The organism is Lentimonas sp. CC4 (genome assembly GCF_902728235.1).
Classification (GTDB): Bacteria; Verrucomicrobiota; Verrucomicrobiia; order Opitutales; family Coraliomargaritaceae; genus Lentimonas.
In genome coordinates this window covers 2,893,825-2,920,441 of sequence record NZ_CACVBO010000001.1, presented here as the reverse complement: position 1 = coordinate 2,920,441, position 26,617 = coordinate 2,893,825, and the positions used below count along the sequence as shown (strand labels likewise).

General features: G+C 51.8%; 20 protein-coding genes and 1 tRNA gene. 14 read left to right on the top strand and 7 right to left on the bottom strand.

Translation table 11 applies throughout. The features are described 5' to 3' along the window. Positions 1 to 285 precede the first annotated feature (285 nt). From GZZ87_RS12565 to GZZ87_RS12520, 10 genes are all read left to right on the top strand, one after another. Positions 286 to 1,773 carry a SulP family inorganic anion transporter gene (locus GZZ87_RS12565; protein WP_162025008.1) on the top strand — a complete coding sequence of 496 codons (1,488 nt, stop codon included), beginning with the start codon at positions 286 to 288 and terminating at the stop codon, positions 1,771 to 1,773. A gap of 48 nt (positions 1,774 to 1,821) precedes the next feature. Continuing rightward, positions 1,822 to 2,676, top strand: a complete 855-nt coding sequence (locus GZZ87_RS12560; RefSeq protein WP_162025009.1) for a universal stress protein — start codon at positions 1,822 to 1,824, stop codon at positions 2,674 to 2,676. 23 nt (positions 2,677 to 2,699) lie between these two features. Continuing rightward, complete coding sequence (locus GZZ87_RS12555) at positions 2,700 to 3,746, top strand: aldose epimerase family protein (RefSeq protein WP_162025010.1); 1,047 nt, start codon at positions 2,700 to 2,702, stop codon at positions 3,744 to 3,746. A 276-nt stretch (positions 3,747 to 4,022) separates the two neighbouring features. Then, positions 4,023 to 5,924, top strand: a complete 1,902-nt coding sequence (locus tag GZZ87_RS12550) for an ATP-binding cassette domain-containing protein (protein ID WP_162025011.1) — start codon at positions 4,023 to 4,025, stop codon at positions 5,922 to 5,924. Positions 5,925 to 5,974: 50 nt separating this feature from the next. Beyond that, entirely contained in the window at positions 5,975 to 6,880 is a 906-nt protein-coding gene (locus tag GZZ87_RS12545; protein WP_162025012.1) for a MerC domain-containing protein, read from the top strand. A gap of 138 nt (positions 6,881 to 7,018) precedes the next feature. Beyond that, a complete protein-coding gene (locus GZZ87_RS12540; RefSeq protein ID WP_162025013.1) occupies positions 7,019 to 8,920 on the top strand; it encodes a hypothetical protein in 1,902 nt (633 codons plus the stop codon). Positions 8,921 to 9,069: 149 nt separating this feature from the next. Next, entirely contained in the window at positions 9,070 to 9,780 is a 711-nt protein-coding gene (locus GZZ87_RS12535; protein WP_162025014.1) for a cytidylate kinase-like family protein, read from the top strand. Positions 9,781 to 9,934: 154 nt separating this feature from the next. Further along, complete coding sequence (locus GZZ87_RS12530) at positions 9,935 to 11,224, top strand: NAD(P)/FAD-dependent oxidoreductase (protein WP_162025015.1); 1,290 nt, start codon at positions 9,935 to 9,937, stop codon at positions 11,222 to 11,224. Between the two features lie 39 nt (positions 11,225 to 11,263). After that, entirely contained in the window at positions 11,264 to 11,509 is a 246-nt protein-coding gene (locus GZZ87_RS12525) for an AbrB/MazE/SpoVT family DNA-binding domain-containing protein (RefSeq protein ID WP_162025016.1), read from the top strand. A 428-nt stretch (positions 11,510 to 11,937) separates the two neighbouring features. Continuing rightward, positions 11,938 to 12,108 carry an NAD(P)/FAD-dependent oxidoreductase gene (locus GZZ87_RS12520; protein ID WP_162025017.1) on the top strand — a complete coding sequence of 57 codons (171 nt, stop codon included), beginning with the start codon at positions 11,938 to 11,940 and terminating at the stop codon, positions 12,106 to 12,108. 58 nt (positions 12,109 to 12,166) lie between these two features. Here the strand turns inward: GZZ87_RS12520 and GZZ87_RS12515 are convergent, their stop codons facing one another. From GZZ87_RS12515 to GZZ87_RS12505, 3 genes are all read right to left on the bottom strand, one after another. Beyond that, entirely contained in the window at positions 12,167 to 16,543 is a 4,377-nt protein-coding gene (locus GZZ87_RS12515; RefSeq protein ID WP_162025018.1) for an Ig-like domain-containing protein, read from the bottom strand. A gap of 265 nt (positions 16,544 to 16,808) precedes the next feature. Next, on the bottom strand, positions 16,809 to 17,207 hold the full coding sequence (locus tag GZZ87_RS12510; protein WP_162025019.1) for a translation initiation factor: 399 nt from the start codon (positions 17,205 to 17,207) through the stop codon (positions 16,809 to 16,811). Further along, positions 17,204 to 17,431, bottom strand: a complete 228-nt coding sequence (locus GZZ87_RS12505; RefSeq protein WP_162051268.1) for a hypothetical protein — start codon at positions 17,429 to 17,431, stop codon at positions 17,204 to 17,206. Before GZZ87_RS12505 ends, GZZ87_RS12510 begins: the two co-directional genes overlap by 4 nt. A gap of 197 nt (positions 17,432 to 17,628) precedes the next feature. Between GZZ87_RS12505 and GZZ87_RS12500 the strand changes: the two genes are divergently transcribed. Genes GZZ87_RS12500 through lpdA form a run of 3 tightly spaced genes read left to right on the top strand, consistent with a single transcriptional unit; the run spans position 17,629 to position 23,085 of the window. Further along, positions 17,629 to 20,364, top strand: a complete 2,736-nt coding sequence (locus GZZ87_RS12500) for a 2-oxoglutarate dehydrogenase E1 component (RefSeq protein ID WP_162025021.1) — start codon at positions 17,629 to 17,631, stop codon at positions 20,362 to 20,364. Between the two features lie 53 nt (positions 20,365 to 20,417). Beyond that, positions 20,418 to 21,647 carry a 2-oxoglutarate dehydrogenase complex dihydrolipoyllysine-residue succinyltransferase gene (odhB, locus tag GZZ87_RS12495; RefSeq protein ID WP_162025022.1) on the top strand — a complete coding sequence of 410 codons (1,230 nt, stop codon included), beginning with the start codon at positions 20,418 to 20,420 and terminating at the stop codon, positions 21,645 to 21,647. Positions 21,648 to 21,693: 46 nt separating this feature from the next. After that, positions 21,694 to 23,085: a dihydrolipoyl dehydrogenase gene (lpdA, locus tag GZZ87_RS12490; RefSeq protein WP_162025023.1), complete on the top strand. Its 1,392-nt coding sequence runs from the start codon at positions 21,694 to 21,696 to the stop codon at positions 23,083 to 23,085. 117 nt (positions 23,086 to 23,202) lie between these two features. Here the strand turns inward: lpdA and ispF are convergent, their stop codons facing one another. The 4 genes from ispF to GZZ87_RS12470 all read right to left on the bottom strand — a co-directional run bounded on the left by ispF (position 23,203) and on the right by GZZ87_RS12470 (position 25,331). Beyond that, positions 23,203 to 23,682, bottom strand: a complete 480-nt coding sequence (gene ispF, locus GZZ87_RS12485; protein WP_162025024.1) for a 2-C-methyl-D-erythritol 2,4-cyclodiphosphate synthase — start codon at positions 23,680 to 23,682, stop codon at positions 23,203 to 23,205. Positions 23,683 to 23,688: 6 nt separating this feature from the next. Next, the gene (locus GZZ87_RS12480) at positions 23,689 to 24,093 is read right to left on the bottom strand and encodes a nucleoside-diphosphate kinase (RefSeq protein WP_162025025.1); all 405 of its coding nucleotides are present in this window, start codon (positions 24,091 to 24,093) and stop codon (positions 23,689 to 23,691) included. A gap of 167 nt (positions 24,094 to 24,260) precedes the next feature. Then, positions 24,261 to 25,058 (bottom strand): fumarylacetoacetate hydrolase family protein, encoded by a 798-nt coding sequence (locus tag GZZ87_RS12475; protein ID WP_162025026.1) that lies wholly within the window; start codon positions 25,056 to 25,058, stop codon positions 24,261 to 24,263. Between the two features lie 196 nt (positions 25,059 to 25,254). Further along, positions 25,255 to 25,331: transfer RNA gene (locus GZZ87_RS12470), tRNA-Val, on the bottom strand. Between the two features lie 312 nt (positions 25,332 to 25,643). Between GZZ87_RS12470 and GZZ87_RS12465 the strand changes: the two genes are divergently transcribed. Continuing rightward, positions 25,644 to 26,603 (top strand): aspartate carbamoyltransferase catalytic subunit, encoded by a 960-nt coding sequence (locus GZZ87_RS12465; protein WP_162025027.1) that lies wholly within the window; start codon positions 25,644 to 25,646, stop codon positions 26,601 to 26,603. The last annotated feature ends 14 nt before the right edge of the window (positions 26,604 to 26,617 follow it).

Sequence of the window (26,617 nt, the reverse complement as noted above, 5' to 3'; positions counted from 1 at the left end):
TCACAATCGTCCATGCTCAGTCGAAAGGTCTTCATTCTAAACGTTAGGATTAAGAGTATGATTAAGACCGTAGCAAGCGTGTAGATCGTATCGATCCCTGACTCGGGTCTAAATGCGGAGGATCTACAGTAGCGAACCACTATACTCGCACACCACGAAATCAGAGTAGTTCTAAGTCAAAAGGTTCTGAAAGTTCTACTTGATCAAGAGCGCACTCTTTGTCTTGCTGCGCGCCAACCCCGCCAGCAGAGACCCTGTTGGCGTTTCTATTTTTTAGACTTAACAATGACAAAGAACAAATATTTCCAAGAGTGGTTTTCGAATCCGCGCCGCGATGTGATCGCTGGCACAGTCGTTGCCCTTGCACTCATCCCTGAGTCCCTCGCATTTGCCATCATTGCTGGAGTGGACCCCAAGGTTACACTCTACGCATCGTTCTGTATCGCGATCACCATTGCATTTGTAGGTGGACGTCCGGGTATGATTTCCGCGGCAACTGGCGCGATTGCGTTGTTGATTGGCTCACTAGTCGCCAACCATGGCGTGCAGTATCTACTGGCCGCGACACTGTTGACTGGGGTGCTGCAGATATTGTGTGGCGTCTTTAAATTAGCGGACCTGATGCGCTTCGTCTCAAAATCGGTGGTCACAGGCTTTGTCAATGCGCTCGCCATCCTCTATTTCATCACCCAAGCCAAAGAGTTCGTAGGTCAGGGCTGGATAATGTATGCGATGGTCGCCGGCGGGCTAGTCATCATTTACGGGTTCCCGCGCTTAACAACCGCAGTGCCATCGCCACTGATTTGCATCATCGTATTAACTACGGTTTCGATCACAATGGGGCTCGATACGACCCTTAAAACTGTCGGCGAAATGGGAGAACTGCCGACTTCACTCCCGTCTTTCCTCTTTCCTGATATCCCGTGGAACTGGGAAACGTTCATGATTGTGCTTCCCTACGCGATTCCAATGACAGTGGTCGGCCTGCTGGAGTCACTCATGACTGCGGGTATTTTGGACGACTTTACCGATACCGAAAGTGACAAGAACCGCGAATGTAAGGGCCAAGGTATTTCCAACCTCGTAGCTGGATTTTTCGGTGGCATGGGTGGTTGCGCAATGATCGGGCAGTCCGTGATTAACGTCAAATCAGGTGGTCGTGGTCGTCTCTCGACTGCAGCTTCGGGCATCGTATTGCTAATTCTCATCTTTGTGCTGGGCGATTTGGTGAATCAAATTCCGATCGCCGCACTCGTGGCAGTCATGCTGATGGTTTCCTTCGGCACATTTAACTGGTCCTCGATCAAAGGCCTACGCGATAACCACCGCACCTCCAGTGTCGTGATGATAGCGACAGTGGCCGCAGTGGTCTTCACTCATAACTTGGCTATCGGTGTCGGAATCGGTGTGGTGCTCAGTGCTCTGTTCTTTGCCTACAAAGTTTCTCGACTGCTCGATATCAAATCTGAGCTCGATGTGTCGAAGAAAGGCCGTAAGTATATTGTCACAGGCCAATTGTTCTTCGTCTCGGCTGACAGGTTTGCCGATGCCTTTGATTTCCGTGAAGTTCTAGATACCATCACCATCGATGTGACGCACGCACACTTCTGGGATCTCTCCGCAGTGGGTGCCTTAGACCGAGTTGTCTTGAAATTCCGCCGAGAAGGCACTGAAGTGGACATTGTGGGTATGAATGAAGCCAGTAAAACACTCGTCCTAAAGATCGCCACCCACGATAAACCTGGTGCGATGGATGAAGCAGGAGGGCACTAAACCCGACAGTTCATTCCTAATTCCTAATTCCAAACTCCTAATTCCCAAATGCCAAACATACTTGCTTGCACCGACGGCTCAATCTACGCACCCAGCGTTTACAATCACACAGCATGGGCTGCAGCAAAGATGTCTGCATCCGTTCACGTGCTGCACATGCTCAACCCGCACCACGAAAATCCAGTCAAGGCTGATACCAGCGGTAGCATTGGTTTGGGTGCAAAAAGTGCCTTGCTAAAGGAAATCGTCGAACTCGAAGCTACCCGCGCGAAACTTGCTCGCAAGCGTGGCGAAGCCATCCTCGAAGACGCAACGACACAGCTCACTGCAGCTGGCGTGAAGGAAGTCGTCGCCGATCAAAAACATGGACGGCTCAGCGATTCGATCGACAGCTACGAGCGCGACGCAGATCTCGTGGTGATCGGCAAACGCGGTAATCACGCTGACTTCGCAGCTGGACATATAGGCCACAATCTCGAGCGCGTGGTGCGTAGCTGCAAACATCCGGTCCTCGTGACCTCGCGTGAGTTCACCAAAATGGAGAGTTTCGTGCTAGCCTTCGATGGCGGTGACAGCTCGAAAATGGCGGTCGAGTATGCAGCAAGTCACCCTCTATTAAAGGGGATGCACTGCTATTTGCTCTATGTCGGCTCAGGCAAAGCGAAAATCGAATCGGCACTAGCGAACGCGAAGAACACTCTCGAAGCCGCTGGCTACGAAGTCACAGTCGAGCAGCGTGATGGCGAACCAGACAAAGTAATCGGCGATGTCGTCGCCCAAGATCACATCGATCTACTCGTCATGGGTGCCTACGGACACTCCCATATACGTCATCTAATCGTAGGTAGCACCACGACTGCTATGATCCGCACTGTTAAGATTCCCGTATTGCTCTTCCGCTAGAACTGGCTTTTTTGCGACCCGTCATGAGTATTGTAACTAAGCCATTCGGCACATTACCAACAGGTGAAGCGGTTAACCTCTTCACACTTACTAATAAAAACGGCCTCTCCGCTAAAGTCACCAATTACGGTGGTATTTTGGTCGCACTCAACGTGCCAGACCGCGCGGGCAAATTTGCCGACGTAGTGCTGGGCAAAGACACACTCGAGGGGTATGTCGCTGGCCACCCACATTTCGGCGCCACGACAGGACGCGTCGCCGGTCGCATCTCTGATGCCACCTTTACACTGGAGGGTAAAACCTACCCGCTGGAGGCCAACAACGGGGCAAACGCACTGCATGGCGGGCTCAATGGCTACGACAAACTCGTCTGGACTGCCGAAACGATCAACGACCACGGCGTCGACAAGCTGCGCCTCTCGATCACCGATCCCGATGGCAGCAACGGCTTCCCCGGCACGGTCGAGTGCACTGTCACTTACGCATTGCTCGACGATAACACGCTCGAAATCGCTTATACTGCATCGACCGACAAGACCACGCCATTCAACATAACAAATCACTCGTATTTCAACCTCAAAGGCTCCGGTAAGGGCGACGTCCTTGGCCATGAAATGCAGATTTTTGCAGACTCCGTCGCAACGGTTGATGAAAATTCCACACTGATCGGTCGTCGTGATCCTGTAGTCGCTGGTTTCAACGATTATCGTGAGCCAGTGCTCCTCAGCACACTCGAACTGTGCGTCGGCAACGCAGACATCCATTTCTTCTTAGACAACGGCCGCACCAAGCTGCCAAAGTCCGCTGCAATCGTCCGCGAACCAGAGTCAGGCCGCGTGATGGAAGTCTTCACCACTGAGCCAGGCGTGCAATTCTACGCTGGCCTCAGCCTATCAGACGGTGCTCCTGAAATCGGTAAAGGCGGCGCGATTCACGAACCAATGACTGGATTTTGCCTTGAAACTCAAGACTACGCGGACAGCGTCACCTTCCCAGAAATGGGCGGCGCGATCCTCACGCCCGACGAGTCATTCAGCTCCACCACACTCTTCCGTTTTAGAACGCAATAGGCAACGGCAGCGAAACAACACCTTTAATATCGCCACAATCGGCTTGTCTCGATTGTGGCGATTCTGTTTATCTCTTAAAAGAGCAGTTAGAAGCTGAGTATCAATGCTCTCTGTAGCTTTTGTCCTTCGCAAAATTGACGTGACTGGCGATATTTCAAGCACTTCATCACCAAAGACTAACTTCTGACTCCTCACTTCTAACTCCTGTATGTTTATCGGACGCTTCCGATTCGCATTCATCACACTCTCACTCATCACTCTCACTCCTCACTCATAGTGGCTCTCCTCACTTACAGAAATCTTACCGTCTCCTTTGGCGGGCCACGCCTGCTCGACAACGCCGGAATCACCGTCGAGAAGCGCGAACGCATTTGCCTGATTGGCCGTAATGGTGAGGGTAAATCCACACTACTGCGCATCATCGACGGCGAGATCAAGCCCGACGCTGGTGAGATCGAAGCCATCCCAGGCCTACGCATTGGCAAGCTCGACCAAGAAGTTCCCTCAGATTTGGAAGGCACCGTGTTTGACATCGTCTCCGCAGGTCTCGGCCCTGCGGCCAAAGTCGTTGCCGAATACCACCGCCTCGTGCACGAATACGATGAGAACCACGACGAAGCCATTGCCACACGCCTGGATGACCTACAGGAAGAGCTCGACCGCACTGACGGTTGGTCGCTTGAGCACAAAGTCGAAAACATCCTCAACCGAGTCGAACTCGACGGCGATGCCCTATTCTCCTCCCTTTCAGGGGGCAACAAGCGCCGCGCCCTACTCGCTCGTGCGCTCACCGCCGAGCCACACATCCTGCTCCTTGACGAGCCTACCAATCATCTCGACATCCCCGGCATCCGTTGGCTGGAGGAATTCCTGCGCAAGGCCGACATTTCACTGCTCTTCGTCTCGCACGACCGTGCCTTCATCCGCCGCGTGGCCAACCGCATTGTCGATCTCGACCGCGGCCAACTCACTTCATGGAGCTGTGATTACGACACCTACCTCCAGCGCAAGGCCGACCTCCTTGCAGGTGAAGCCAAGCAACAAGCCGTCTTTGATAAAAAACTAGCCGAGGAGGAAGTCTGGATTCGCAAAGGCATCCAAGCGCGCCGCACTCGTAACGAAGGCCGCGTGCGCTCGCTGCAGAAAATGCGCGTCGAGCGCGCCAAGCGCCGTAACATCATCGGCACCTCCTCGCTCAGCGTCAACGAAGGCCAACTGTCCGGCCGCAAGGTCATCACCGTCGACAATATCAGCTACGATTGGGGCAACAAGCCACTCATTCAGGACTTCTCCACCGTCATTTGGCGTGGCGATAAGATCGGCATCGTCGGTCTCAACGGCTCAGGCAAAACCACACTGCTCAATCTGCTGCTCGAAAAGCTGCAGCCACAGCAAGGCTCCGTGGTGGCCGGCACCAAGCTCGAAGTCGCGTATTTCGACCAACACCGCGCTCAATTGGACGAAAAACTCTCGGTCGCAGAGAATGTGAGCCCCGCAGGCGATATGGTAACGATCAATGGTCGGCCTCGCCATGTCATCACCTATCTGCAGGACTTCCTGTTTACGCCGGAAACCGCACGCTCACCGATTACCAAGCTCTCGGGCGGTGAACGTGCCCGTCTCCTGCTCGCACGTCTCTTCCTGCAACCTGCCAACGTGCTGGTGCTCGATGAGCCGACCAATGACCTCGACATCGAAACCGTCGAGCTACTCGAAGAGCGCCTGCTGGACTACGAAGGCACCCTACTGCTCGTCAGTCACGACCGTAGTTTCCTCGATAACGTTGTCACCAGCACCATCGCCCTCGAAGGCGACGGCCTCGTCACCGAATATAACGGTGGTTGTGAAGACTGGCTGGAGCAATTCGAAGCGCGCAAGGCAGCGGAAGCACTCGCCGCCAAAACACCCGCCCCAGTCGCGAAACCCGCAGCCGCTCCAGCACCTGTCGCGGCCCCGGCTCGCAAGCTAACGAACAAAGAGCGTGAAGCCCTTAAGACATTGCCAGGACTGATTGAAAAACTCGAAGCCGAGCACACCGCACTCAGCGAGAAAATGGCCACCGCCGAATATTATCAGGACAAGAGCAACGACCTCACCGGCGATGCCGCAAAGCTGGAAAAGCTAGAGGCCGATACACTCGAAGCTTACGAGCAATTGGAAGCGTTAGAAGCGGAGTAGTGTAAAAACTAATCCTTGCTCAAAAATTAAAGTAATTTGATTATGTGGCGATGCCCGAAGAAAACAAGCGCCCCAAAATGAAGTTGTCTCGTGCTCCCGAGCAACTCGCAGCAGAGGAGCAGGCTCGAAAGGCGAATGCAGAACCAGAAAAGCCAAATGCCCCTTTAACGCTACAGCATACTGAAGTTTCTAGGACATACGTATCCACGAACGCGGATAAAATCCGTATCGATGACATCCTAGAAGATGCATATAGCCCTGAAAAAAAGCGTGCACGGCGAGCATCGATACTAAGACGTATCGCGCTTACCTGCGCCATAGCGCTGCTGTTCCTCGTTTCCGCAGGCTTAACCTATGGTTACGCCCATATTTATCAGCAATGGCCGAAGCTGGAGCCGCTCAGTTGGTATCTCCCCTTTGTTCTTTCTGTCGCGCTGTCTGTCGCTGCTTTAATTAAGTCGTATCAATTCATCACACGCAGGCGCAGTAGTATCGCCCTCACCATAACGGGGCTTGTAATTGCCGCAGGTCTTGCCTCTTGGAATCTTGATATTTTGCGCGTAACTAGCTGGAGCGGAGACAATTTGTTAGGCCAGGGTCATTGGCAACCCACCAACCAAACGGAAATGCTGATCGCCTACGAAATAAACGCATGCCGTGGCATCCCACCTGCAAGCTTCACTGCCCCGAGTGCAGCTTCATATAAAAAAATGTTTCGAAGCATGCCACGCTCACAGTGGCAGCCGTATTTCAAAAAATACCTAACTCACGAAGAACTGCAGAAAACAACGCCGCTTAATATCGATATTAATATGCGAGAAGTCTCATCTCGCATGGCGCGACTGCACGCAGAGCAATGGGCGGACTTCGAAGCAGTCTATAAGAACCCACCTTTCGATTTCAAAGTTAAGCAGTGGGCGCTATTGCCGTATAGCACCATCTTGCAACAGCTGTAAGGCCTCTAGGAAGCAAACCGCAACTTGCGTGAAATTAGGATCGTTGAAGGAATATTCGTAGAATCTCTGCTTTCAATAACGATAATAAAATAAGATTGAACCAAACAGCACTAAGCTGCTAGTTCAGTGCCTATTACCATGAGATACCTATTTCCGATTCTAATTCTGTCATCCTTTGCGTTGGGGTGGTTCCTTCGCGGCAATCCGAATGAAGGAGCAACCGATCCACAATCAGATCGATCACACACAGAACTGAATCGAATAAACGATCAGCAACAGGAACAGAACCTCCCTTCAGCTAATACAACCAAACTCTCCCCTGAGGAACAATTAGAACGCTTCCATGAGTTTAGAGAACTCAAGACGCTGCAAGGAACGATCAAAGCGCTTCAGGTAATTGACTCTATGGGCGTAACAGAATTACGCGAGGCAATCAGTTCTATCGGATTGAGAGAATCTCGGAACCCGAATGATTATTTTTTGCCATTCCAAATTATGAACGCATGGGTCGCGATCGACCCCGAAAGTGCTCATGCCTATTGCCAGTCGCTGACTGATCCACTTCAAAAGTCAAATCTCGGGATGGTGCTGTTTTTAGAATGGGGACAGTCGGATCCCGAAGCGGCATTGACAGCAATTGAAGGCATTCAGAATCAAGAAGATCGCAGGTCAGCAAAGATATCACTCCTACATGGACTATCGATGAATCACCCACAGCAAGCGTTCGATATCTTAACAGAGAGTCCTACTTCTCGAGATGATTGGGCCTATACCTCCGTCTTCATGAATTGGGCGAAGAACGATGTAGGAGGCGCTCTTGCAGCATTGGAAAGCCTCAAACCAGGGACGACGCGTAACAATGCACGACAAGGGTTCAGCATCGCGCTGATTCAGCAAGATCTGCCTCAATCTGCCGCGATCGCATCGTCACTTAAAGATGCCGACGACCGTAAGGAAGTGCTCAGCACGGTTCTTGGCCAATGGATTGTAGCAGACATCGATGCAGCCCTTGATTATCTAGAACAAACGCCTGAAGGATCACTCAAGACCGACCTTATTGCGAATTCTATTTATTCAATCACGAAGGTATCACCCGCAACCGCCTTAGCCTATACTCAGCAGCATTTACAAGGTCGACAATTCGACAATGCCATTCAATCGATCATCAATGAACTTGCGCTCAGTTCTCCGGCAGAAGCGATTGCCTTAATCGATAATATGCCTTACGGTCGCGCGTATGAAAAATCAGTCAACTCACTAGTCAAGGAGTGGTCAAAAAGCGCACCCATCGAAGCCCTAGAATGGGCTAGCGCCCTCCCCCCAAGCGATGAGCGTAATGATGCCGTCAGACATGCGATCAATGCCTTAACCAGCAATAGCATCGATGCAGCCAAAAATAGAATACTGAGCTTGGCTGACGGCCAAGAGAAAACACTACTGATTAAATCCATCAGTTCACATTTAGCACGTGACGAGCCGCAAGTTGCACTTGACTGGGTTCATTCGCTTGAACCCTCCGATGCATCCGCGAGCGCATTGAACAAAGTGCTGAGCACCTGGGCATTCAAAGATCCATCCGCTCTGGTCGATTACCTCGACACTCAAAGCGTGGAACTTCAACGAGAGCATAGCAAAAACATCGCCCAAAGCTGGGCTAGCAAAGATCCCGGTGCAGCCTCCACATGGGCAGTCCAAATAGAAGATGAGGATGCTAGTAGAGCAGCGATTAATCAAGTTTCATGGGAATGGCTAGAGCATGATACCTACGCAGCCACGGTCTGGATATCCGAGCTGGAAAATGGCACGAGTCGAGATATGGCAGTCACAAACCTCGTTCGTAAAGTGACGACTTCAGAACCTGAAGCTGCCTTCAAATGGTCAGCAACCATTGGCACCGAGGAAATTCGTCAAAGAGAGTCGAAACGAGTCATCCAACGATGGCAATCAGAGGATCCAGATGCAGCACGGGCAGCCATAAAGGCGAGTGACCTAACTGACTCTGAAAAAGACGCGCTCTTTAAGGAACTCCCGACCTCCTAGGCAACAGGACAAACCGAGTCTCGCGCGCTCCACTTGAAAGGTCACTCGTAAATCAGGATTGCAAAACTCGGCCAACCGTTTATTGTATTTACAAGCTCTCAAGCTTGGGGGCTGTCTGCTAAAATAACCCCAAAATAGAAAGAAAAGACATGAGTGATACAGCCACATTCAACGAGTGCTGCAGCTATGTTGCAGCACTAGTGCAAGAGCACCCCATCCCCAAAGATACCCACGTCCCCTCAGCCATCACCATCTCACGCCAGTCTGGTGCACGCGGCCGCAGTATCGGTAAAAAGCTCAAAAATCGATTACGCGCAGACTCACCCAAAGATGCCGTGCCATGGACTTTTTTCGACGAAACCTTAGTCGAGAAAGTGCTCGAGGACCACGACCTCCCCAAAAGTTTGGCAAAGTTCATGCCAGAAGACACGGTCAACGAATACAGCAGCACCGTAAACGAGATCTTAGGCCGCCACCCCTCACTCTGGACACTCTTTGAGCACACCACGCAAACCATGATGCGACTCTGCAGCGTTGGCCATTGCATCCTCGTCGGGCGTGGAGGCAACAAAATCGCCGAAGGTCTCTCAAATGTCACACGTGTTCGTTTCGTCGGCAGTCATGCCCGACGCATGCAACAAATGGTAACTGTATATGGCAAATCAGTCGATGACGCGAAGCACTACATCAAAGACGAAGACCACGCGCGCCATCGCTATATGAAGCACCACTTCAATTCCGAGATCGATGACCCCACACAATACGATCTCGTCATCAACACAGATCACTACAGCGACGAAGCCGTCGTAGAAATGATCCTCGCCGCCGTCGAAGCGAAAAAAGGATGCAAGCCACTGTGATTCGTAGTTAGGTTGCTTTCGCAGCCTGACCGATTTCGCTAGTGGTCGCGTGCGGCCACAGGCGGTCAGTTACTTCAAGGAAGCTGCCACCGTCATAATCCGACATTCTAGTATTGTCTGCCACTCAGCCATACGCCAAGGCTAGGAGATCGCTATGACGACCTCCAACGACGCATCTCACACACCCAAGCATATCGCCATCATCGGCGGTGGCGCAGGCGGTTTCTTTGCCGCGATTACAGCGGCCGAGGCCGACCCTACAGCTCAGGTCACAATTTACGAGCGCAGCCAGCAAACACTCAGTAAGGTTAAGATCTCTGGCGGTGGCCGTTGCAACGTCACTCATAGTTGCTTCGACCCAGCGAAATTAGCCACCCACTACCCACGCGGCGCCCGCGAACTACGCGGCGCCTTTCACCGCTGGCAACCGCAAGACACCATCCACTGGTTCGCCGAGCGAGGCGTCACCCTCAAGACCGAAGGCGACGGCCGCATGTTTCCCGACACCGACGACTCACAAACAATCATCGATTGTTTCCATGAAGCAGCTCGCAAAGCCGGAGTGCAGCTCCGCAAAGGAGTGGGCCTCAAGTCCTTGAGCCTTGAGGAAAAGTCCACATCTCACTCGCCCCTCTTCACTCTTCACTTTTCAGACGACACGCAAGTGTCGGCTGAAAGCGTGTGCATCGCCACCGGTTCACTCAAGGCCTCACCACTCACCCGCGCAATCGAAGCTCTCGGCCATACGATTGAACCACTCGCACCCTCCCTCTTTGCCTTCAACGTCGCCGACAGTCGCACGCACGGCCTTTCAGGTCTGTCCGTGCAAAATGCCAGCGTCTCAGTCGTCACCGACAACGGAGCAACGAAGAAAAAAAAGGCCAAACCGCAAACCGGCCCCATTCTCATCACACACCGCGGCTTCAGCGGCCCCGCGATCCTCCGACTCTCCGCATGGGAGGCACGCAGCCTACAGGAGCAGAAGTATCATTTCGACATCGCAATCAATTGGCTTGGTGACCAAACTGAAAACCAAGTGCGCGAACAATTCGACAAGCTGCGCAAGCACAACGGCCGCACACTAGTGCGTAGTAAGGTATTTGAAGCCATCCCCCGCCGCCTCTGGGAGCGCATCGTCGAATCCGCCGGCATCGCCGAAGACACCCCATGGTCACAGCTCTCTAAAAAGATTGAATCGAAGCTCATCACCGAACTGATCGCCGCAAAATTTAGCATTCAAGGCAAGACGACCAACAAAGATGAATTCGTCACCTGCGGGGGCGTGCGCCTCAAAGAAGTCGACTTCCGCACCATGGAGAGCCGTAAAGTGCCCGGCCTTTACTTCGCCGGCGAGTGCCTCGACATCGACGGCATCACAGGGGGCTTTAACTTTCAAGCCGCTTGGACCGGTGGACGCCTTGCGGGACTCGCCATGACTGAATAGCATTGAAGCCTGAACGTCTTGACTTTTCAGTATTGCAGCATGGCCATAGCAATTCCTATCAGCAAGCGCGGCACCGTTACAATACCACCTGAGATGCGGAAACGCCTCGGAGTCGACCAATTACAGAATCCCATGCTTCTGGTTGAAGAGCGCGACGGAAAACTCTACCTGGAGCCAGCCGCCGCAATTCCCGTTCGAGACATTCCAAAATCAACGCTTCGGAGCTGGATCAAAGAAGACGAAAAAGAAATGACTGCTTTTCGCAGCACTCAGAAACGCAAGTAGTGGATCTCATTCTGGACACAAGTGTGCTTCTTTCAGCCTGTGGGCTCGGACAAAGGAGCCAGTCGTTTCATTCTCGAATCGCGATTGATGATGACTGGAACCTCATCAGCGCCCACTACTGCTGAGAAGAAACTTTCCGCAACTTGAGCAAACTTGGCGAAAATGCTCAGGTTTACTTCGAAAAACGCTTAGATAGACTCATTGAGTCTGGCAACTCAATGCCCTCACCGCAGACGACATCATTGTATTTGAAAAAGCTAAGGATCGCCCCGTCTTGATCAGCGCACTGGCATGTAAGCCAGATGCACTACTCACTCTAGACCGAACCGACTTCCATGATAGACTAGGACCCCAATTCTATGGCATTGCCATTCGAACCCCCGGTGAGTGGTTAATGGAGCAGCGTGAAAAGGGCTTGCTGTAGTCAAATGAATGTAAACGCCCGCAAGAAAGACGAGTTCGTCACCTGCAGAGGTGACAGTCTAAAGGCAATTAACTTCAAACGCATTGAGAGTAAGCGCATCCCGAACCTCTACTTCGCCGACGGGTGCCTCGCCATCGATGGCATCACTGGCGGTTATAACTTTCGGGCAACATGAACCGGCGGACGACTGGCTGGGCTGGCAACGACAGAGCCCCAAGCGATGGCTCATCCTGTTACGGTTGCAACTTAGGTCGGACCGTCAGTCGGCTAAAACGCTTACTCGCAACGTCCGAAATATCAACCGAAACGGTATCACCGGGCATACCCGTCACAATGGTGGGAGTTATTGAGCTCCAATCTACGAGATCATACGAATGCTCGACGCGATACTCCACATCGACTGGGTCTGTGCCCAATTGAAAATCAAGATATGGGACACCCGCATTGACTGATAATATCGGACGGTTCGAATGGGAGTCTGCAAGCAATGGATTACCACCTAATGCATATTCCATGAAGTTATTAACGCCATCGCCATCAGGGTCATCCTCACGATGTGTTTGAGTCTCACCGCTCCAAGTAACAGCGGAAGACCACTCATCGTAGTTACCGAGATCGACCTTTGAGACGCGTAGGTAATCGACCGTCGCGTAATCAGTCTGCCCCCAATCAGTGGTGTTGGTAGTCGAGATAAAACGCAACAGATCCCATGTCGTAGCGAGTGATCCCAGAGGCAAATCGGAGGCAACCGCAACTTCGTCAACACTCGCTAAAGCATAATAGATGTCTGCAGTGTCATTATCCAAATCGATGACAACACGCACCACTAGATCATTCACCACATTCGAGCTAAAGGTATGCAACACGCTCGTCGAATTATCCAGACGTGCCTGTAACTGTATTTTACTACTTACTTCTTGTAGGCGAATCAGTATAACATCTTGAAAACCACCTGTTGTGATCGAGGAGTCACGCATACCAAAGGCTACATTTGAGCCCCCCAGATCACCTCCCGAAAAGTCGATCGTATCTATGCGAAACTGTATTTCGTAAATCCCCGACGACCGTGCGCCGACAGTCAAATTGCCTCCATTTCGATAAAGATTATCGGTGGCATCGGCCCCCTGAGTAATATGAAGTAAGCCTGAACCATTCGTAGTCGCATTTGCAGTCGCACCACCGAATGCCGCAGTGCCGGCACTGTTAAGAGCGCCCTGAAGTTGGACGTCCGCAGCGCCCTCGAAGTTCCACTCTTCGAGTAGACTACTCGTGGCATATAGCGTCGGCAGCTCAGAAATAGTAACTAGATTTATCTTAGCGAAATCCGCACCAGTGAACTCGCTTGCCGTCGCCACCAATCGGACTTGATCCCAGACCTTGGCCTGTGACGCTAGATTGACGACACCAGCAGATACTTCATCTGCAGCGCCTGAGGCAAAGAAAACTTCAGCGGTGCCAGTATCCAGATTGATCACCGATCGAATCGTTAATGAGTTGCTCAACGCAGTCGCACCAAAGTTATTTAATGTCGTATTGGCATTATCAACTCGAGCCTGCAACAACAGGCTACCGCCTTGCTTGATCAGACGTATATAGAAAATATCTTGGAAACCTGATGTTGAAATCGAGGAATCACGAAAGCTGAACCCAACACTCGCACCCGTATCATCCGCCTCAGAGAAATCGAGAGTGTCAATATGTGCAAGCAACTCGTAGCGCCCCGTCGTCCTAGAGCCGATGCTTAAGCTACCAGAGGTTTTGTATTGATCGGAACCGGACGTCACGACAATTGAGCCATCTCCATCAGTCACTATGTTTGGAGTGAATCCGTTGAATGCCGTGTTACTCGCAGCATTGTGAGTGTCTTTGAGTTGGGTGTCGACCAGGTCATCAAACTGCCAATCTTCTAATGTGATTCCATTCGCGGTTGGCTCAAACGGAGCCAAACTGACATCTGACAATTGCACCTGAATGGTGCCATCTGCTGTCAGTGTAGTAGTCAATGCATGGCCGGTGCTGCCAGCATAAGAAACGGATACATCATACTCACCATGAAAGCCTCGCAGCGTCGCGGCTCCATTGGCATCGCTGACATCGCTAACGTTCTGCGAAGTGTAGCGTATACGATGTAAATAATACCATGCCAATGCGTTTAGATTCAGCGAGCCATCATAGCCCATCATGAATTGCGGTTCGCTGGGATCACCAGCGAAGGACCACACAGTCAAACCATACACTAACGGATGACTGAAATATGTGGTTAAGATCTCTTCAGTCATTTGCGCACGTTCGAACTCAGTGAAATTCTTATTGGACGCATCATCTAAACGCCCACCATCCCAAATTTCAAATTCAGTGCCACACATCGGGAGGTTGTATTCATTACCAAAATCTACCAAACGAGAATAGAGTGTCGTAGGATCTGGGTGCTCGAATTTAAAACGACTCTGGAAGCCAATCGACTCCAGCGCGCCACCATCGTTAATGACCTGGTCCAGTCGTTCTTTCAGAATCGTCGAACGCGTTGCATAGCTCGTGCCATTACTATCGGGCACAAGACTTGAGGATTTTGCGGATATGATTTGATAATCGTTGATCAATAGTTTTGCAGATGGATTCCACGCATCCATTGCCGCACGTGCGGTGTTCATCCATTGAGCCATACATTGCATGCCTTCATCGACTGCTGTTGTCGCAGGATCGTCGATGATCTCCATCAGCAATGTGTTGGTAATGGTTTCATTGATCACGTCCCACTCATAGACATTCCAACCTTTTGCATGGCTCGTCTGCGTCGTTAACGTGCTACTGGTGCGATGTTCCGGAGTCTTGTAATACTGCAATCCTCCAGGACTATTGGAGACCCAGTTTTGAACCTCAGTATTTGCAGCAGCCTTCACCGCGGCTCGAGCTGCAGTCAAGTCCCCTCCCCCTTGGCGTGCGGCAATGTATTCTTCGACTTTGTTGCGAACATAGGGAGACAAATGATTCATCAACGAATCATAGGCATCTTGATCCCAATCAACATCAGTAGAATCAGTCGGGTCAAAACCCAAGTCATCCACATCCGCGAGGCTGGCTGTGCCTGGCCACATTGCGGTATGCCCACGCACCGGAATATTCTCGGCTTCAGTCCAATTAATCAAATCAACTGCGGCACTTGCCGAACTATTCGACTGATCCAGCTTGGGCTTGAGTGCATTGTTTGTGCCAAGCGCATTAAACAGCGCAAGTGCACGGGACTTCCAAAGCGCCGTCGTCAATGTGCCTGTAAAGTTATTTTTGCCATTATTCACGTCAAACGCTTTGACCGAACCGCTAAACTTAAAGGCACTGTTGCTTTGATTCACGGTAACCGTCGCGCCCTGAATTGGATTGCCCAATGCATCTACGACTTCGACCGTCAGGTCCGACTTTCGACTGGATTCAATACGAGCCTCTGCATCCGTGCGCCATGCTCCGCTACCTTGCGGTTTAACAATGGCCGCCAGATCGAGGGCTCGAGCATCCAGTGGTCCACTAAGCGAAAGATCTAAGTCGGTGTTAATCTGAGCCACTTCAGCACTCGTCAAGACCTGGCTTTCAGCGACGACTTGCAATGTGACAGTCACGACATTCGATGAGTATAAGTCACTCGATGTCGATTCATCAGCTTTATATGTAAATGATACATCGCCAGTGAAATCAGTCGCGGGAGTATAATCGAAAGAGCCATCCGCATCGAAGGTTAATGTGCCTGAAGACGGCTCTGTAACGAGTGTAGCGACCAAGGCATCACCATCCGCATCGTAGTCATTCTGAAGCACACCAGGGGCAGAGATTGAACGTGCTTGATTTTCAACGATTAGATAAATGTCATTTTGAGCAACTGGTGGCAGTGTCGACAAACCAGCAAGCTCACGGATTTGCGCTGACGTCAGTATCACATCGAAATATTGAAGATCATCCAGTGAACCTTCAAAATGCCTAGCACGTCCGCGAAAATCAGCACCAAAGCCTGATTTCTTACTCAAACTATCCAAATTTGACATCGCCTCGCTAAATGAAACGACCAATGAACCGTCTAGGTAAAACTGCGTCTGTAGTCCGTCATTTTGCATGACAAAGTGGTGCCATGCGCCGTCATTATAACCTTCGCCATAGGAGTCCAGCCCTGCAGAACCATCAAAATATGGCTGAAAGGCTCCGTCGGCATATGAGAGCACATACTTCTTCTCGATACTAAAGAGCTGGTCAGTGCCTGAGCCGACGTAGGACGGATCCATCTTGAACCAGCCAGAAATCGAGACTTTACCAGAGCCCCCAGCATCCGCATGTGGATTATAGATCAGGTTATTACTACTGGTCACTGCATCGTCATTGATTCCATCAAAATCGAGTGCCGCATTCGCGTTGCCATCACGGTCAGCGACTTTAGACGCCTGCGAGATAATTAGATCCGTGGTGCCGATCGACCCTGAATCGGCTCCCGAGCCATTTGTAAAATCCCAAGCGTGCTTGGGAGTCGGTAAAACCGCAAATGCCGTGGCGGCACAAAAGAAACTAAAAGCGCTAATGGTAAAAACGCGAGGCAGGTATGCCCAAGGAGTCCCAGAAGAATATACTGGCATAGAATAAGATAGGGGTTAACTAGGATGTATTGGGGATACTCCTTAGTTAACACAGTCACTTCGATCGGATGACAAGCGTAGAAGCGCGCTTCACTTGATTATTCTTATATTTTTACAAGGCGTTGATAATGATTGCCTTGCAAATGCACTATGACGGCTTTTTTTAAATGAAAAAGTGCAAAACCGTCTCGCCACTGGATTAATCCATCGTATCCGTCGAATTGATACATTGACTGCAATCAGTGACAAAAAAACGCACACCGAACTACCCGCCAGCGCGAACTGGTTTATAGCCGAGTTTTTCGAGTTCACCCATCACCCGATCGCACACATCTCCCTGCAGTTCAATCGCCCTCCCCTTTAAAGCTCCACCACATGCGCAAGTCTTCTTCAACTTAAAGGCCATCGCCTCTAGCTCTTTGAGTGGCACATTTGTGGAAAACTCTTTCAAAGTCGTCACGGTCTTGCCACCACGACCCGCTTTTTCGCGGCGCACTTCGACGCGCCCTTTAGACTTAGGCTTCTTGTCCGCGCGTTTCGGACGCATTTGCTCCTGCGTCGGGCCGCTGGGTAAGCCTCCTGTATCTAGTGCGCCAAACGGGTTGCTTGCGAACGAACTATCCGCGCTGTCGGTCGAAATTTTATGTTTTGATCGTTTGCTCATGGGTGGTGCGGCGTATCTGGATTATCGAGCCAGTTCAATGCCTTGGCATAACTGCGCTTTGTCAAATAGTGGAGTAAGCGATCTGGCAGATCGGGAGTTTTCGCATAGGCATCCAGTCGAGCGAGCACAGCCCCAAGGCTCTCAGCTTCAGGTAACTCGCATGCCAACGTGATGTATTGTAAATCTAACTTAAGCCTATCTTGATCCATAATAGATATACTCATAAGCCCTCTACAACAGGGGCAAGCCCATAAGGAATGAAGCTGTAAATCAAGCACAATAGCTTTACCTCAAGACAAAATCCGTGGCATCAAGTTATTTCAGTATTAGCATTTCAAATAACCCCGACAATTAAGTTTTAAGATTTGTAACGCTAATAGCTAATTCCTAGGTTCTAATCTTTATCCCATCAAAAGACGCTATGAAGCACTCTACAATTGCCAGCCGTTGGAACGCAGACCTGATCGACCAGAACTACGAGACTTGGCTATCCAGCCCTGCCTCCCTCACTCCCGAGTGGCGCGCCTTCTTTGAAGGCTTCGAACTCGCCCAAAGCAGTGGTAGCAAAACTTCGGCTACGACGGCCGACTATTCCGCATCAGATACGATTGCTAGCAAGCAGTCACGACTGATCGGCGCGATCTACGCCTACCGCTCGATCGGGCATACGATCGCTAAGTTCAATCCATTGACGAAGGAGGCGCCGATGAACCCTCGCCTCACGCTTGAGCGCCTGGGACTGGATGAAGCGGATCTGGATACTGTATTTCATACAGGTAACTATTTGAACGGAGTCGAAATGACTGCACGCGAGTTGCTTGAACGCCTAGATAAGACTTACTGCCACACCGTCGGCTTTGAGTATATTCATATTCAGGAAACGCCCCGACGCCGCTGGTTACAGGCGCGCATCGAGCCAGAATGCTTCATCCCCAGCTTCTCCAAGGAGGAAAAGGAGCGCATCGTCCGCACGATCATGCAGGCGGAGGACTTTGAGAATTTCCTACAGACACGCTACGTTGGCCAGAAGCGTTTCTCACTCGAAGGCGGTGAAACTCTGATTGCTTGCTTAGAGAGTATTTTTGAACGTTGCGGACAGAACAATGTGGATGAAATCGTAATGGGCATGGCTCACCGTGGCCGTCTCAATGTGTTGGCTAACTTCCTAGGCAAGTCCTTCGAATACATCTTCCGCGAATTCTCGGAGAACTACATCCCCGACACCATACATGGCGACGGCGACGTAAAATATCACCTCGGCTTCGAAACTAAGCGCAAGACGAGCGAAGGCCACCCTGTCGAAATCCGCTTGGCTGCTAACCCGAGTCACCTCGAAGCAGTTGACCCTGTAGTTGAAGGCAAGGCTCGCGCACGTCAGCGTATTATCGGCGACACTGAGCGTAAGCGTGTGCTACCGGTATTGATCCATGGTGACGCAGCCATCGCAGGTCAGGGCGTCGTTTCCGAAGTCTTTAACTTCTCACAACTACCAGGCTACCGCACTGGCGGCACGATCCACCTCGTTGTGAATAACCAGATTGGTTTCACAACTGGCCCCGATGAAGCGCGCTCGAGTCGCTACTGCACGGACGTTGCTAAAATCGTAGATGCACCCATTTTCCACGTGAATGGCAACGATCCGCTCGCTACAATTGCCGCGATCGAAGCTGCATTCGACTACCGTCAAACCTTTGGCAGTGATGTGGTAATCGATATGTATTGCTGGCGTAAACACGGACACAATGAGTCCGATGAGCCGGCATTCACTCAACCGACACTTTACAAGAAGATCTCTAGTATGCAGCCGATTGGCCGTGCACTAGGTGATCGTTTGGTCGCATCTGGAGAGTTCACGCGTGAGGAGATCGACACGATTGAGTCGAACTACCACGCACGCCTCGAAGCTGCCTATGAAATTGCGAAGAAGGAAGAAAGCCTCAAGGGCGACCTACTTTCCGAGTCGACCGCTAAGCAGCAACCGCCTTACAACTTCAAGGGCTTCGACACCCGTGTGCCCAAGGCACAGCTCAAGCACATTGCCGAGCGCATGGTGCAATTCCCCGAAGGCTTCAACGCAAACAAAAAGATCATCCGCCAGCTCAACACCAAGCTCAAGGCCTTCAATGCCGACAGCGGCATCGACTGGGGCATGGGCGAAGCACTTGCATTTGGTAGCTTGTTAATGGATGGCACTCCCGTCCGCTTGAGCGGCCAAGACAGTGAACGCGGCACCTTCAGTCACCGCCACTCTGTGCTTTACGATAATGAAACACGCGAACGCTACGTGCCACTCCTCGACTTAAAAGAAGGACAAGCGCAGTTCTGCGTGCATAACTCGCTCCTATCTGAGGCTGCCGTCCTGGGCTTCGACTACGGCTACTCGCTCGACTACCCGCAAATGCTCTCCATGTGGGAGGCGCAATTTGGCGACTTCGTTAACGGAGCGCAGGTAATCATCGACCAATTCCTGACATGCAGCGAGTCCAAGTGGGGACGCCTCAGCGGACTCGTCATGCTGCTACCGCACGGCTACGAAGGCCAGGGACCGGAGCACTCTTCCGCTCGCCTCGAACGCTTCCTTCAAGCCTGCGCAGAGAACAACATCCAAGTCTGCAACTTGACGACTCCCGCACAATATTTCCACGTGCTGCGTCGCCAAATGAAGCGCGAATTTAAGAAGCCATTGATCATCATGGCTCCTAAGAGCCTGCTGCGCCATAAGGACTGCGTCTCTAAAGTGGAGCACTTTACCGACAACGAATTCTGGTCGATTCTCGACGATGAGACCGTAGCAAAGAAAACCGCCAAGAGTATCGTATTTTGCTCTGGCAAGGTCTACTACGACCTAATCGCTCATCGCGATGCAAATGACATCAAGGACACCGCGATCGTTCGCATCGAGCAATTCTACCCGCTCAACACCGAACTACTCAAACGAATCACCGCAAATTACCCGAAGGCCAAAGACATCGTATGGTGCCAAGAAGAGCCCAAAAATATGGGTGGTTGGACATTCATCGCACCGCGCCTTATGGAAAGCATCGAGCAGATGCCACGTTATGCCGGCCGCGACGAAGCAGCCAGCCCTGCCGTTGGTTCGCTCGCCTTACACAAACGCGAACAAGCCAAGCTCGTTAAAGAAGCATTCGGCGCTTAACGCTCACAACTCCTCCAAACCTTTCAATTTTATAAAACGTTCTCACTCACATTATGGCTACTGAAGTTAAAATCCCCGCGATGGGCGAATCCATCAGCAGCGGCATCCTCGCCGCTTGGCATGTAAAAGACGGCGACTACGTCACAGAAGGTCAGGCGATCTTCGAACTGGAAACCGACAAGATCACCTCTGAGGCGAACGCTGAAGTCGCTGGCGTTATTACACTGCAAGTTGCAGTGGATGACGAAGTCGACATCGGCCAAGTCGTCGCGACAATCGACGAAAGCGCCACAGCACCCGCAGGTGGCAGTGAGGCAGCCCCTGCCACAGAAGCGTCCGCACCTGCGGCCGCAGAAGTTGAAGCGACCGCTCCAGCAACCTCTGGCACACAGCACCCACTCTCCCCCGCTGCCCGCAAGGCGGCTGAAGAAACGGGCGTCAACACCGCTGCCATCACTGGCTCTGGTAAAGACGGACGCGTCACGAAATCCGACATCTTATCTGCAGCAGCGGCACCTGCTACGGCAGCAGCCACTCCAACGCCCGCTGCACCCAAAGCGGCTCCAGTCGCCGTTGATCCAGCGACACGCGAAACTCGCAAGAAGATGAGCCCGCTGCGTCGCAAGATCGCAGAGCGCCTCGTGACTGCGACACAAGAGTGCGCATTACTCACTACCTTTAACGAAGTCGACATGAGCTCCGTCATGAAGTTGCGCAAGCAGCATCAGGAGAAATTCGTTGAGCGCCACGGCATCAAGCTTGGCTTCATGTCCTTCTTCACGAAGGCAGTCACACATGCCCTACAGGCAGTGCCCGCTGTCAACGCACGCATCGAAGGCAACGAAATCGTCACACAGCACTTTTATGATATCGGCGTAGCCGTCGGCACAGACAAGGGACTGATGGTGCCAACGATTCGTGACTGCGACCAAAAGGGCTTCGCTGAAATCGAACAAGACATCATCGGTTATGCGAAAGCAGCCCGTGATGGTAAGATCCAAATGAGCGACCTCGAAGGCGGCGTCTTCACCATCTCCAACGGTGGCATTTACGGGTCGATGCTCAGCACGCCAATCATCAACTATCCACAGCCAGCGATTCTCGGCCTGCATAATATCACCGAGCGCGCAGTCGTCGTGAATGGCGAAATCGTCATTCGCCCAATGATGTATCTCGCCCTCAGCTACGACCATCGCCTGATCGATGGCAAAGAAGCCGTGACCTTCTTGAATAAGATCAAGGACGCGATCGAAGATCCAAGTCGCCTACTCTTCGGCATCTAGCCAATCATCATTCGCTATTATTCATTAGCCATTAGCAATTTATATCATGTCTGAAAACAACTTCGATCTCGTCGTCATCGGCTCCGGCCCTGGCGGATACGTCGCAGCCATTCGCGGCGCTCAACTCGGCCTCAAGACTGCCCTTGTCGAAAAAAGCAAGACACTCGGCGGCACATGTCTCAACGTCGGCTGCATTCCAAGCAAGGCACTGCTACACTCCACCGAGATGTATCACTTCGCTGGTCACGGCGCAGCAGCACACGGCATTGATCTGACTAACCTCTCTATCAGCATAGAGCAATTGATGGCGAAGAAGGACAAAACCGTCGCCCAACTCTGCGGAGGCATTCAGCACTTGATGAAGGCCAATAAGATCCAAGTCTTTAACGGACTCGGTGTTCTTGACGGAGATAACAAGGTGCGCGTGCAAGACACCACGCTCCATGCGAAGCACATCATCATCGCAACAGGTTCCACTTCGATCGAACTTCCGTTCCTCCCCTTTGACGGCGAAACTGTAGTGAGCAGCACTGGAGCCATTGCCTTCAAGGAAGTCCCTGAAAAGCTAGCCGTCATCGGCGCAGGTGCCATCGGCCTAGAGCTTGGTTCTGTATGGGCGCGTCTCGGCGCAGAGGTCAACGTCATCGAATTCCTTCCAGTCATCGCTCCGACCTACGATAAGGATGTGTCAAAAATGGCCGAACGCCTGCTGAAGAAGCAGGGTCTCAATTTCCACCTCAAGACGAAGGTCACCGGCATCAAACAGTCGAAGGGCAAGCAAATCCTTACAGCTGAAAAAGCTGGCAAGGAGATTGAATTTGAAGTCGACAAGGTGCTCGTCGCTGTTGGACGCAAGCCATACACCGATCGTCTTGGCCTCGAAACAGTCGGCATTACAACCGACGAGAAAGGCCGTATTCCAGTGGATGCACACTTCAAGACATCCGCTCCTGGAATCTATGCGATTGGTGACGTCATCCCCGGCCCAATGCTTGCGCATAAGGCAGAGGAAGAAGCCGTGGCCTGTGTTGAACGCATCGCAGGACAAGCTGGACACGTCAATTACGACGTCATTCCTAATGTCATCTACACCGACCCAGAAATCGCCAGCGTCGGCCTCGGCGATGCCGCAGCGAAAGAACAAGGCTACGAAACTAAGGTTGGCAAATTCAACTTCGCGGGTAACGGACGTGCCATTGCAAGCGATGCGACTGACGGTTTTGCTAAGGTCGTTGCGGACAAGAAAACAGATCGCATCCTCGGCGTGCAAGTCATCGGCAAAGGCGCCTCGGAGCTCATTGCCTCCGCAGTCGCTCACATGGAATATGGTGGTAGCGCCGAAGACCTCGCACGCACCGTGCACGCGCATCCAACAATCAGTGAAGCGATCAAGGAAGCCGCACTCGCAGTTGACGGCAACGCACTACACAGCGCGTAGACTCACAACCAACTTAACACCAAGCGGCCTTCTATTTTGAAGGTCGCTTTTTTTGTGGCTGATACCACGCAGACTGTCAGCTACGACGCGGAGGTCGTCCCTCCCAAAATGAAGTGCCTACTCAGCCACCGCCGTAACCACGACACTGGCATGTATGCCGAACCCGCGACCGACATCATTGAGCTGTTCACCAGTCGTTGCAGTGATGCACACATCCGCGACTTCCAGACCTAGTAACGCAGCAACCGATGCACGTAGCACCGGCACCTTCGGGTCAATTTTAGGGCGCAAGCACTCTAGCACGATCGAGACGTGCGTGAGTTGCCAGTCGCCCAAGCTCTCAAGCGCGACTGCCAAATATGCTTTACTATCCGTAATGCCCTCACGGCACATCTTATCAGCGACCGCACCAATCACGGTCACACCAGTGACGCCGCTAATCGCATCCGTCACTGCATGCAGAATCACATCTGCATCACTATTACCGGACAACGCAGGGGCATCGTCAAAGACGACACCCCCGAGTATAAACGGCTTGTCCGTATCGCCTTCAACAAAGCGATGACTATCTAGGCCAAGTCCGGTTTTAACCTTCACAATATTTTATAGCTCCGGAAAGAAACGTGCTTTTTCAGCTGCGGCAGCTTCAGGACTATCCGAAGCATGCACCACATTACGCATCATGTCAGTGCCCAAGTCGCCGCGAATCGTGCCCTTTGGCGCTTCTTTCGAATTTGTCGGCCCAAGCAACTCACGCACCTTAGCGATCACGTTTTCGCCACTCAGAATCATCGGCATCACGGTGCGCGAACTCATGAATGCCTCAATCTCTGGAAAGAACGGAAGATCTGCAACGTGTGCATAGTGCTCACGAAGAATCGGACCGTCGAGCTGCATCACCTTAGAGGCGACGATTTCGAAGCCAGCGTTTTCAAAGCGTGTAATCACCTCGCCAGCAATGCGTTTTTCCATGCAGTCGGGTTTTAGGATAATAAGTGTTTCTTCCATAAGTCTTTAATTTTAAAGGCACATCCAATGCCCAATAACACAGGCTAATACAAGTTAAAAGCAACGTGCGACCGAAGTGACACAGGCATTGCTACTGCCATCTACGGCAGACCTCCGCCCTGCCTGTCCCCTCGCTCATAAACAGGCAGGAATGCCTGTATCACTTTCTACTCAGCCACAACAGGATTCTGAATGCGCCCAATTCCAGTAATTTCCACGACGACCTCGTCGCCTGGCTTAAGGAATCTCGGTGGATTCGCAGCTACGCCGACTCCTGGCGGCGTGCCAGTCAGAATTACCGTCCCTGCCTGTAAAGTCGTGCTGCCACTGAGAAAGGCGATCATCTCGGCCACTGTGAAAATCATGTCTCCAGTAAAGGATTCTTGTCGAATTTGACCATTCAAGATCGTTCGAATCGGCAGAATCTGTGGATTTGGGATGCGATCCGCAGTCACCAAAATCGGCCCCAACGGACAAAATGTATCAAAGCTCTTGCCCTTCACCCATTGCCCCCCGCCATTATCTTTCTGCCAGTCGCGCGCGCTCACATCGTTTGCGCAGGTATAGCCAAGCACGTAGTCCAACGCATCCTCAACTGACACATTCTTACAGTCACGCCCGATGACCACAGCCAACTCACACTCGTAGTCGACCTGATCGCTATGCAAGTGACGCGGCAGTAGAATCGGCTCACTGGGATTCTGCACTGAAGTGATACTCTTCATAAAGACCACGGGGTATTCCGGCAAAGGCGACCCCATCTCTGCGGCATGCTCACGATAATTCAGGCCAATCCCATAGATCGCCGTCGGCTCAACAGGCGCTAAACGGCGCACTGGTTGCAATATCTCTTCCGAGCAACAAAACGTGCCATATAGATCACCTTTCAGGCGGAATACTTGATTGCCGACCTCGCAGCCGTAACAAATTTCGCCATCCATATTTTCGACTCGAACGATTTCCATAAAACACACTCTTGAGAAGTTCGAATTTTCTTCAAATTTATTCGGGTGCAAAGCGGGACGAGGGATTTTGTTCCATCTCAGTGATTCACTGTCCAACGAGTCCGCTCCCACGAGTCGACGATGAACCAAAAAAAGCCCGACTTCCAAAAATTGGAGGTCGGGCTATTTTGTGTTCAAATCAATGAACCGATTCTCATGGTAGGCGCGGAGGGACTCGAACCCACGACTTCCACCATGTCATGGTGGCACTCTAACCAACTGAGTTACGCGCCCTCTCACATGAGAAGGTGGGGAATAAGTAATCCGACTGGACTAAAGTCAAGTCGACTTTCAAAAAATTGAATTTTATTTTCGATTGAACCTAACCGCGCTACTTAGACTTGCCTAAAGAGCAGGAATTCTACACCGCGGCAGACTTCCTAGAACAGTCACATCTGCGATACGTTCTAAGCAAATCCCCATCCCTTATACCAACAAGCGAATCCCATTTTCTGATATTTCTCGTTGCCCTTTGCAATTTGGGGTTCACATTTCGGTTTTCGGAGCTAGGCGCCTCAGTGTGTGTGCGTGCCAGCCAATTTACACATGAGCAAAAGCCTTACTTGGAACCGAAAAGACCTGATCGGAATCGAACCTCTCTCTAGAGAGGAAATTGAGACGATCTTCACTGCGGCCACCGCCTTCAAACGCGCGATGGAGGCAGATGACAAAAAGCAGCCGTATCTCGACGGTCGCACAGTCGTGAACCTTTTCCTTGAGCCGAGCACACGCACACGCCTCGCCTTCGAAGTCGCTGCGGGACGCCTCGGAGCAGATATTATCACCATGACTGGCAATGCCAGTAGCCTGACAAAGGGCGAAACACTGCGTGACACCGCGCAAAACATCGCTGCGCTCAAAGCAGACATGATCATCATGCGTCACTCAGCCTCCGGCGCACCCAACTATTTGAGCAAGGTCGTCGACATCCCAGTGATCAACGCTGGCGACGGTTCGCACTCACACCCGACACAAGCCCTACTCGATTCCTTCACACTACTAGAAAAATTTGGCAGTCTAGATGGTAAGAAAGTCACGATTCTAGGTGACATCCTATTTAGCCGCGTCGCGCGCTCAAATATCATTTGCCTGCAAAAACTGGGCGCAGAGGTCACCATCGCTGGGCCAAGCACACTGGTGCCCAAAGGATTTGAAGCGATGGGCGCAAAGGTCAGCCATAACCTACGCGAAGCACTGCAAGATGCAGACGCAGTCATGCTGCTACGCATTCAGCATGAGCGCCAAAGTTCGACACACTTCCCTTCGCTGGGCGAATACACCAGCATGTTCGGCCTCAACAACGAGCGCGTCAAATGGCTTAAGCCAGACGCCATCATCATGCACCCGGGCCCGATCAACCGCGGTGTTGAGATCGATTCGGAAGTCGCTGATTCGGAGCGCTCTGTGATCTTGCAACAAGTCACAAATGGCATCGTCGTGCGCATGGCCGTCCTACACCTGTGTAGCTGCGCTTACAAAAACAAGCCCATCGAGCTCCCTGCCTAAACATATAAACGCGT

Coding starts and splice junctions, on each gene's coding strand:
- GZZ87_RS12565 (WP_162025008.1), top strand. CDS start 286: ATGACAAAGAACAAATATTTCCAAGAGTGGTTTTCGAATCCGCGCCGC.
- GZZ87_RS12560 (WP_162025009.1), top strand. CDS start 1,822: ATGCCAAACATACTTGCTTGCACCGACGGCTCAATCTACGCACCCAGC.
- GZZ87_RS12555 (WP_162025010.1), top strand. CDS start 2,700: ATGAGTATTGTAACTAAGCCATTCGGCACATTACCAACAGGTGAAGCG.
- GZZ87_RS12545 (WP_162025012.1), top strand. CDS start 5,975: ATGCCCGAAGAAAACAAGCGCCCCAAAATGAAGTTGTCTCGTGCTCCC.
- GZZ87_RS12540 (WP_162025013.1), top strand. CDS start 7,019: ATGAGATACCTATTTCCGATTCTAATTCTGTCATCCTTTGCGTTGGGG.
- GZZ87_RS12535 (WP_162025014.1), top strand. CDS start 9,070: ATGAGTGATACAGCCACATTCAACGAGTGCTGCAGCTATGTTGCAGCA.
- GZZ87_RS12530 (WP_162025015.1), top strand. CDS start 9,935: ATGACGACCTCCAACGACGCATCTCACACACCCAAGCATATCGCCATC.
- GZZ87_RS12525 (WP_162025016.1), top strand. CDS start 11,264: ATGGCCATAGCAATTCCTATCAGCAAGCGCGGCACCGTTACAATACCA.
- GZZ87_RS12520 (WP_162025017.1), top strand. CDS start 11,938: ATGAATGTAAACGCCCGCAAGAAAGACGAGTTCGTCACCTGCAGAGGT.
- GZZ87_RS12515 (WP_162025018.1), bottom strand. CDS start 16,543: ATGCCAGTATATTCTTCTGGGACTCCTTGGGCATACCTGCCTCGCGTT.
- GZZ87_RS12510 (WP_162025019.1), bottom strand. CDS start 17,207: ATGAGCAAACGATCAAAACATAAAATTTCGACCGACAGCGCGGATAGT.
- GZZ87_RS12505 (WP_162051268.1), bottom strand. CDS start 17,431: ATGAGTATATCTATTATGGATCAAGATAGGCTTAAGTTAGATTTACAA.
- GZZ87_RS12500 (WP_162025021.1), top strand. CDS start 17,629: ATGAAGCACTCTACAATTGCCAGCCGTTGGAACGCAGACCTGATCGAC.
- odhB (WP_162025022.1), top strand. CDS start 20,418: ATGGCTACTGAAGTTAAAATCCCCGCGATGGGCGAATCCATCAGCAGC.
- lpdA (WP_162025023.1), top strand. CDS start 21,694: ATGTCTGAAAACAACTTCGATCTCGTCGTCATCGGCTCCGGCCCTGGC.
- GZZ87_RS12480 (WP_162025025.1), bottom strand. CDS start 24,093: ATGGAAGAAACACTTATTATCCTAAAACCCGACTGCATGGAAAAACGC.
- GZZ87_RS12475 (WP_162025026.1), bottom strand. CDS start 25,058: ATGGAAATCGTTCGAGTCGAAAATATGGATGGCGAAATTTGTTACGGC.
- GZZ87_RS12465 (WP_162025027.1), top strand. CDS start 25,644: ATGAGCAAAAGCCTTACTTGGAACCGAAAAGACCTGATCGGAATCGAA.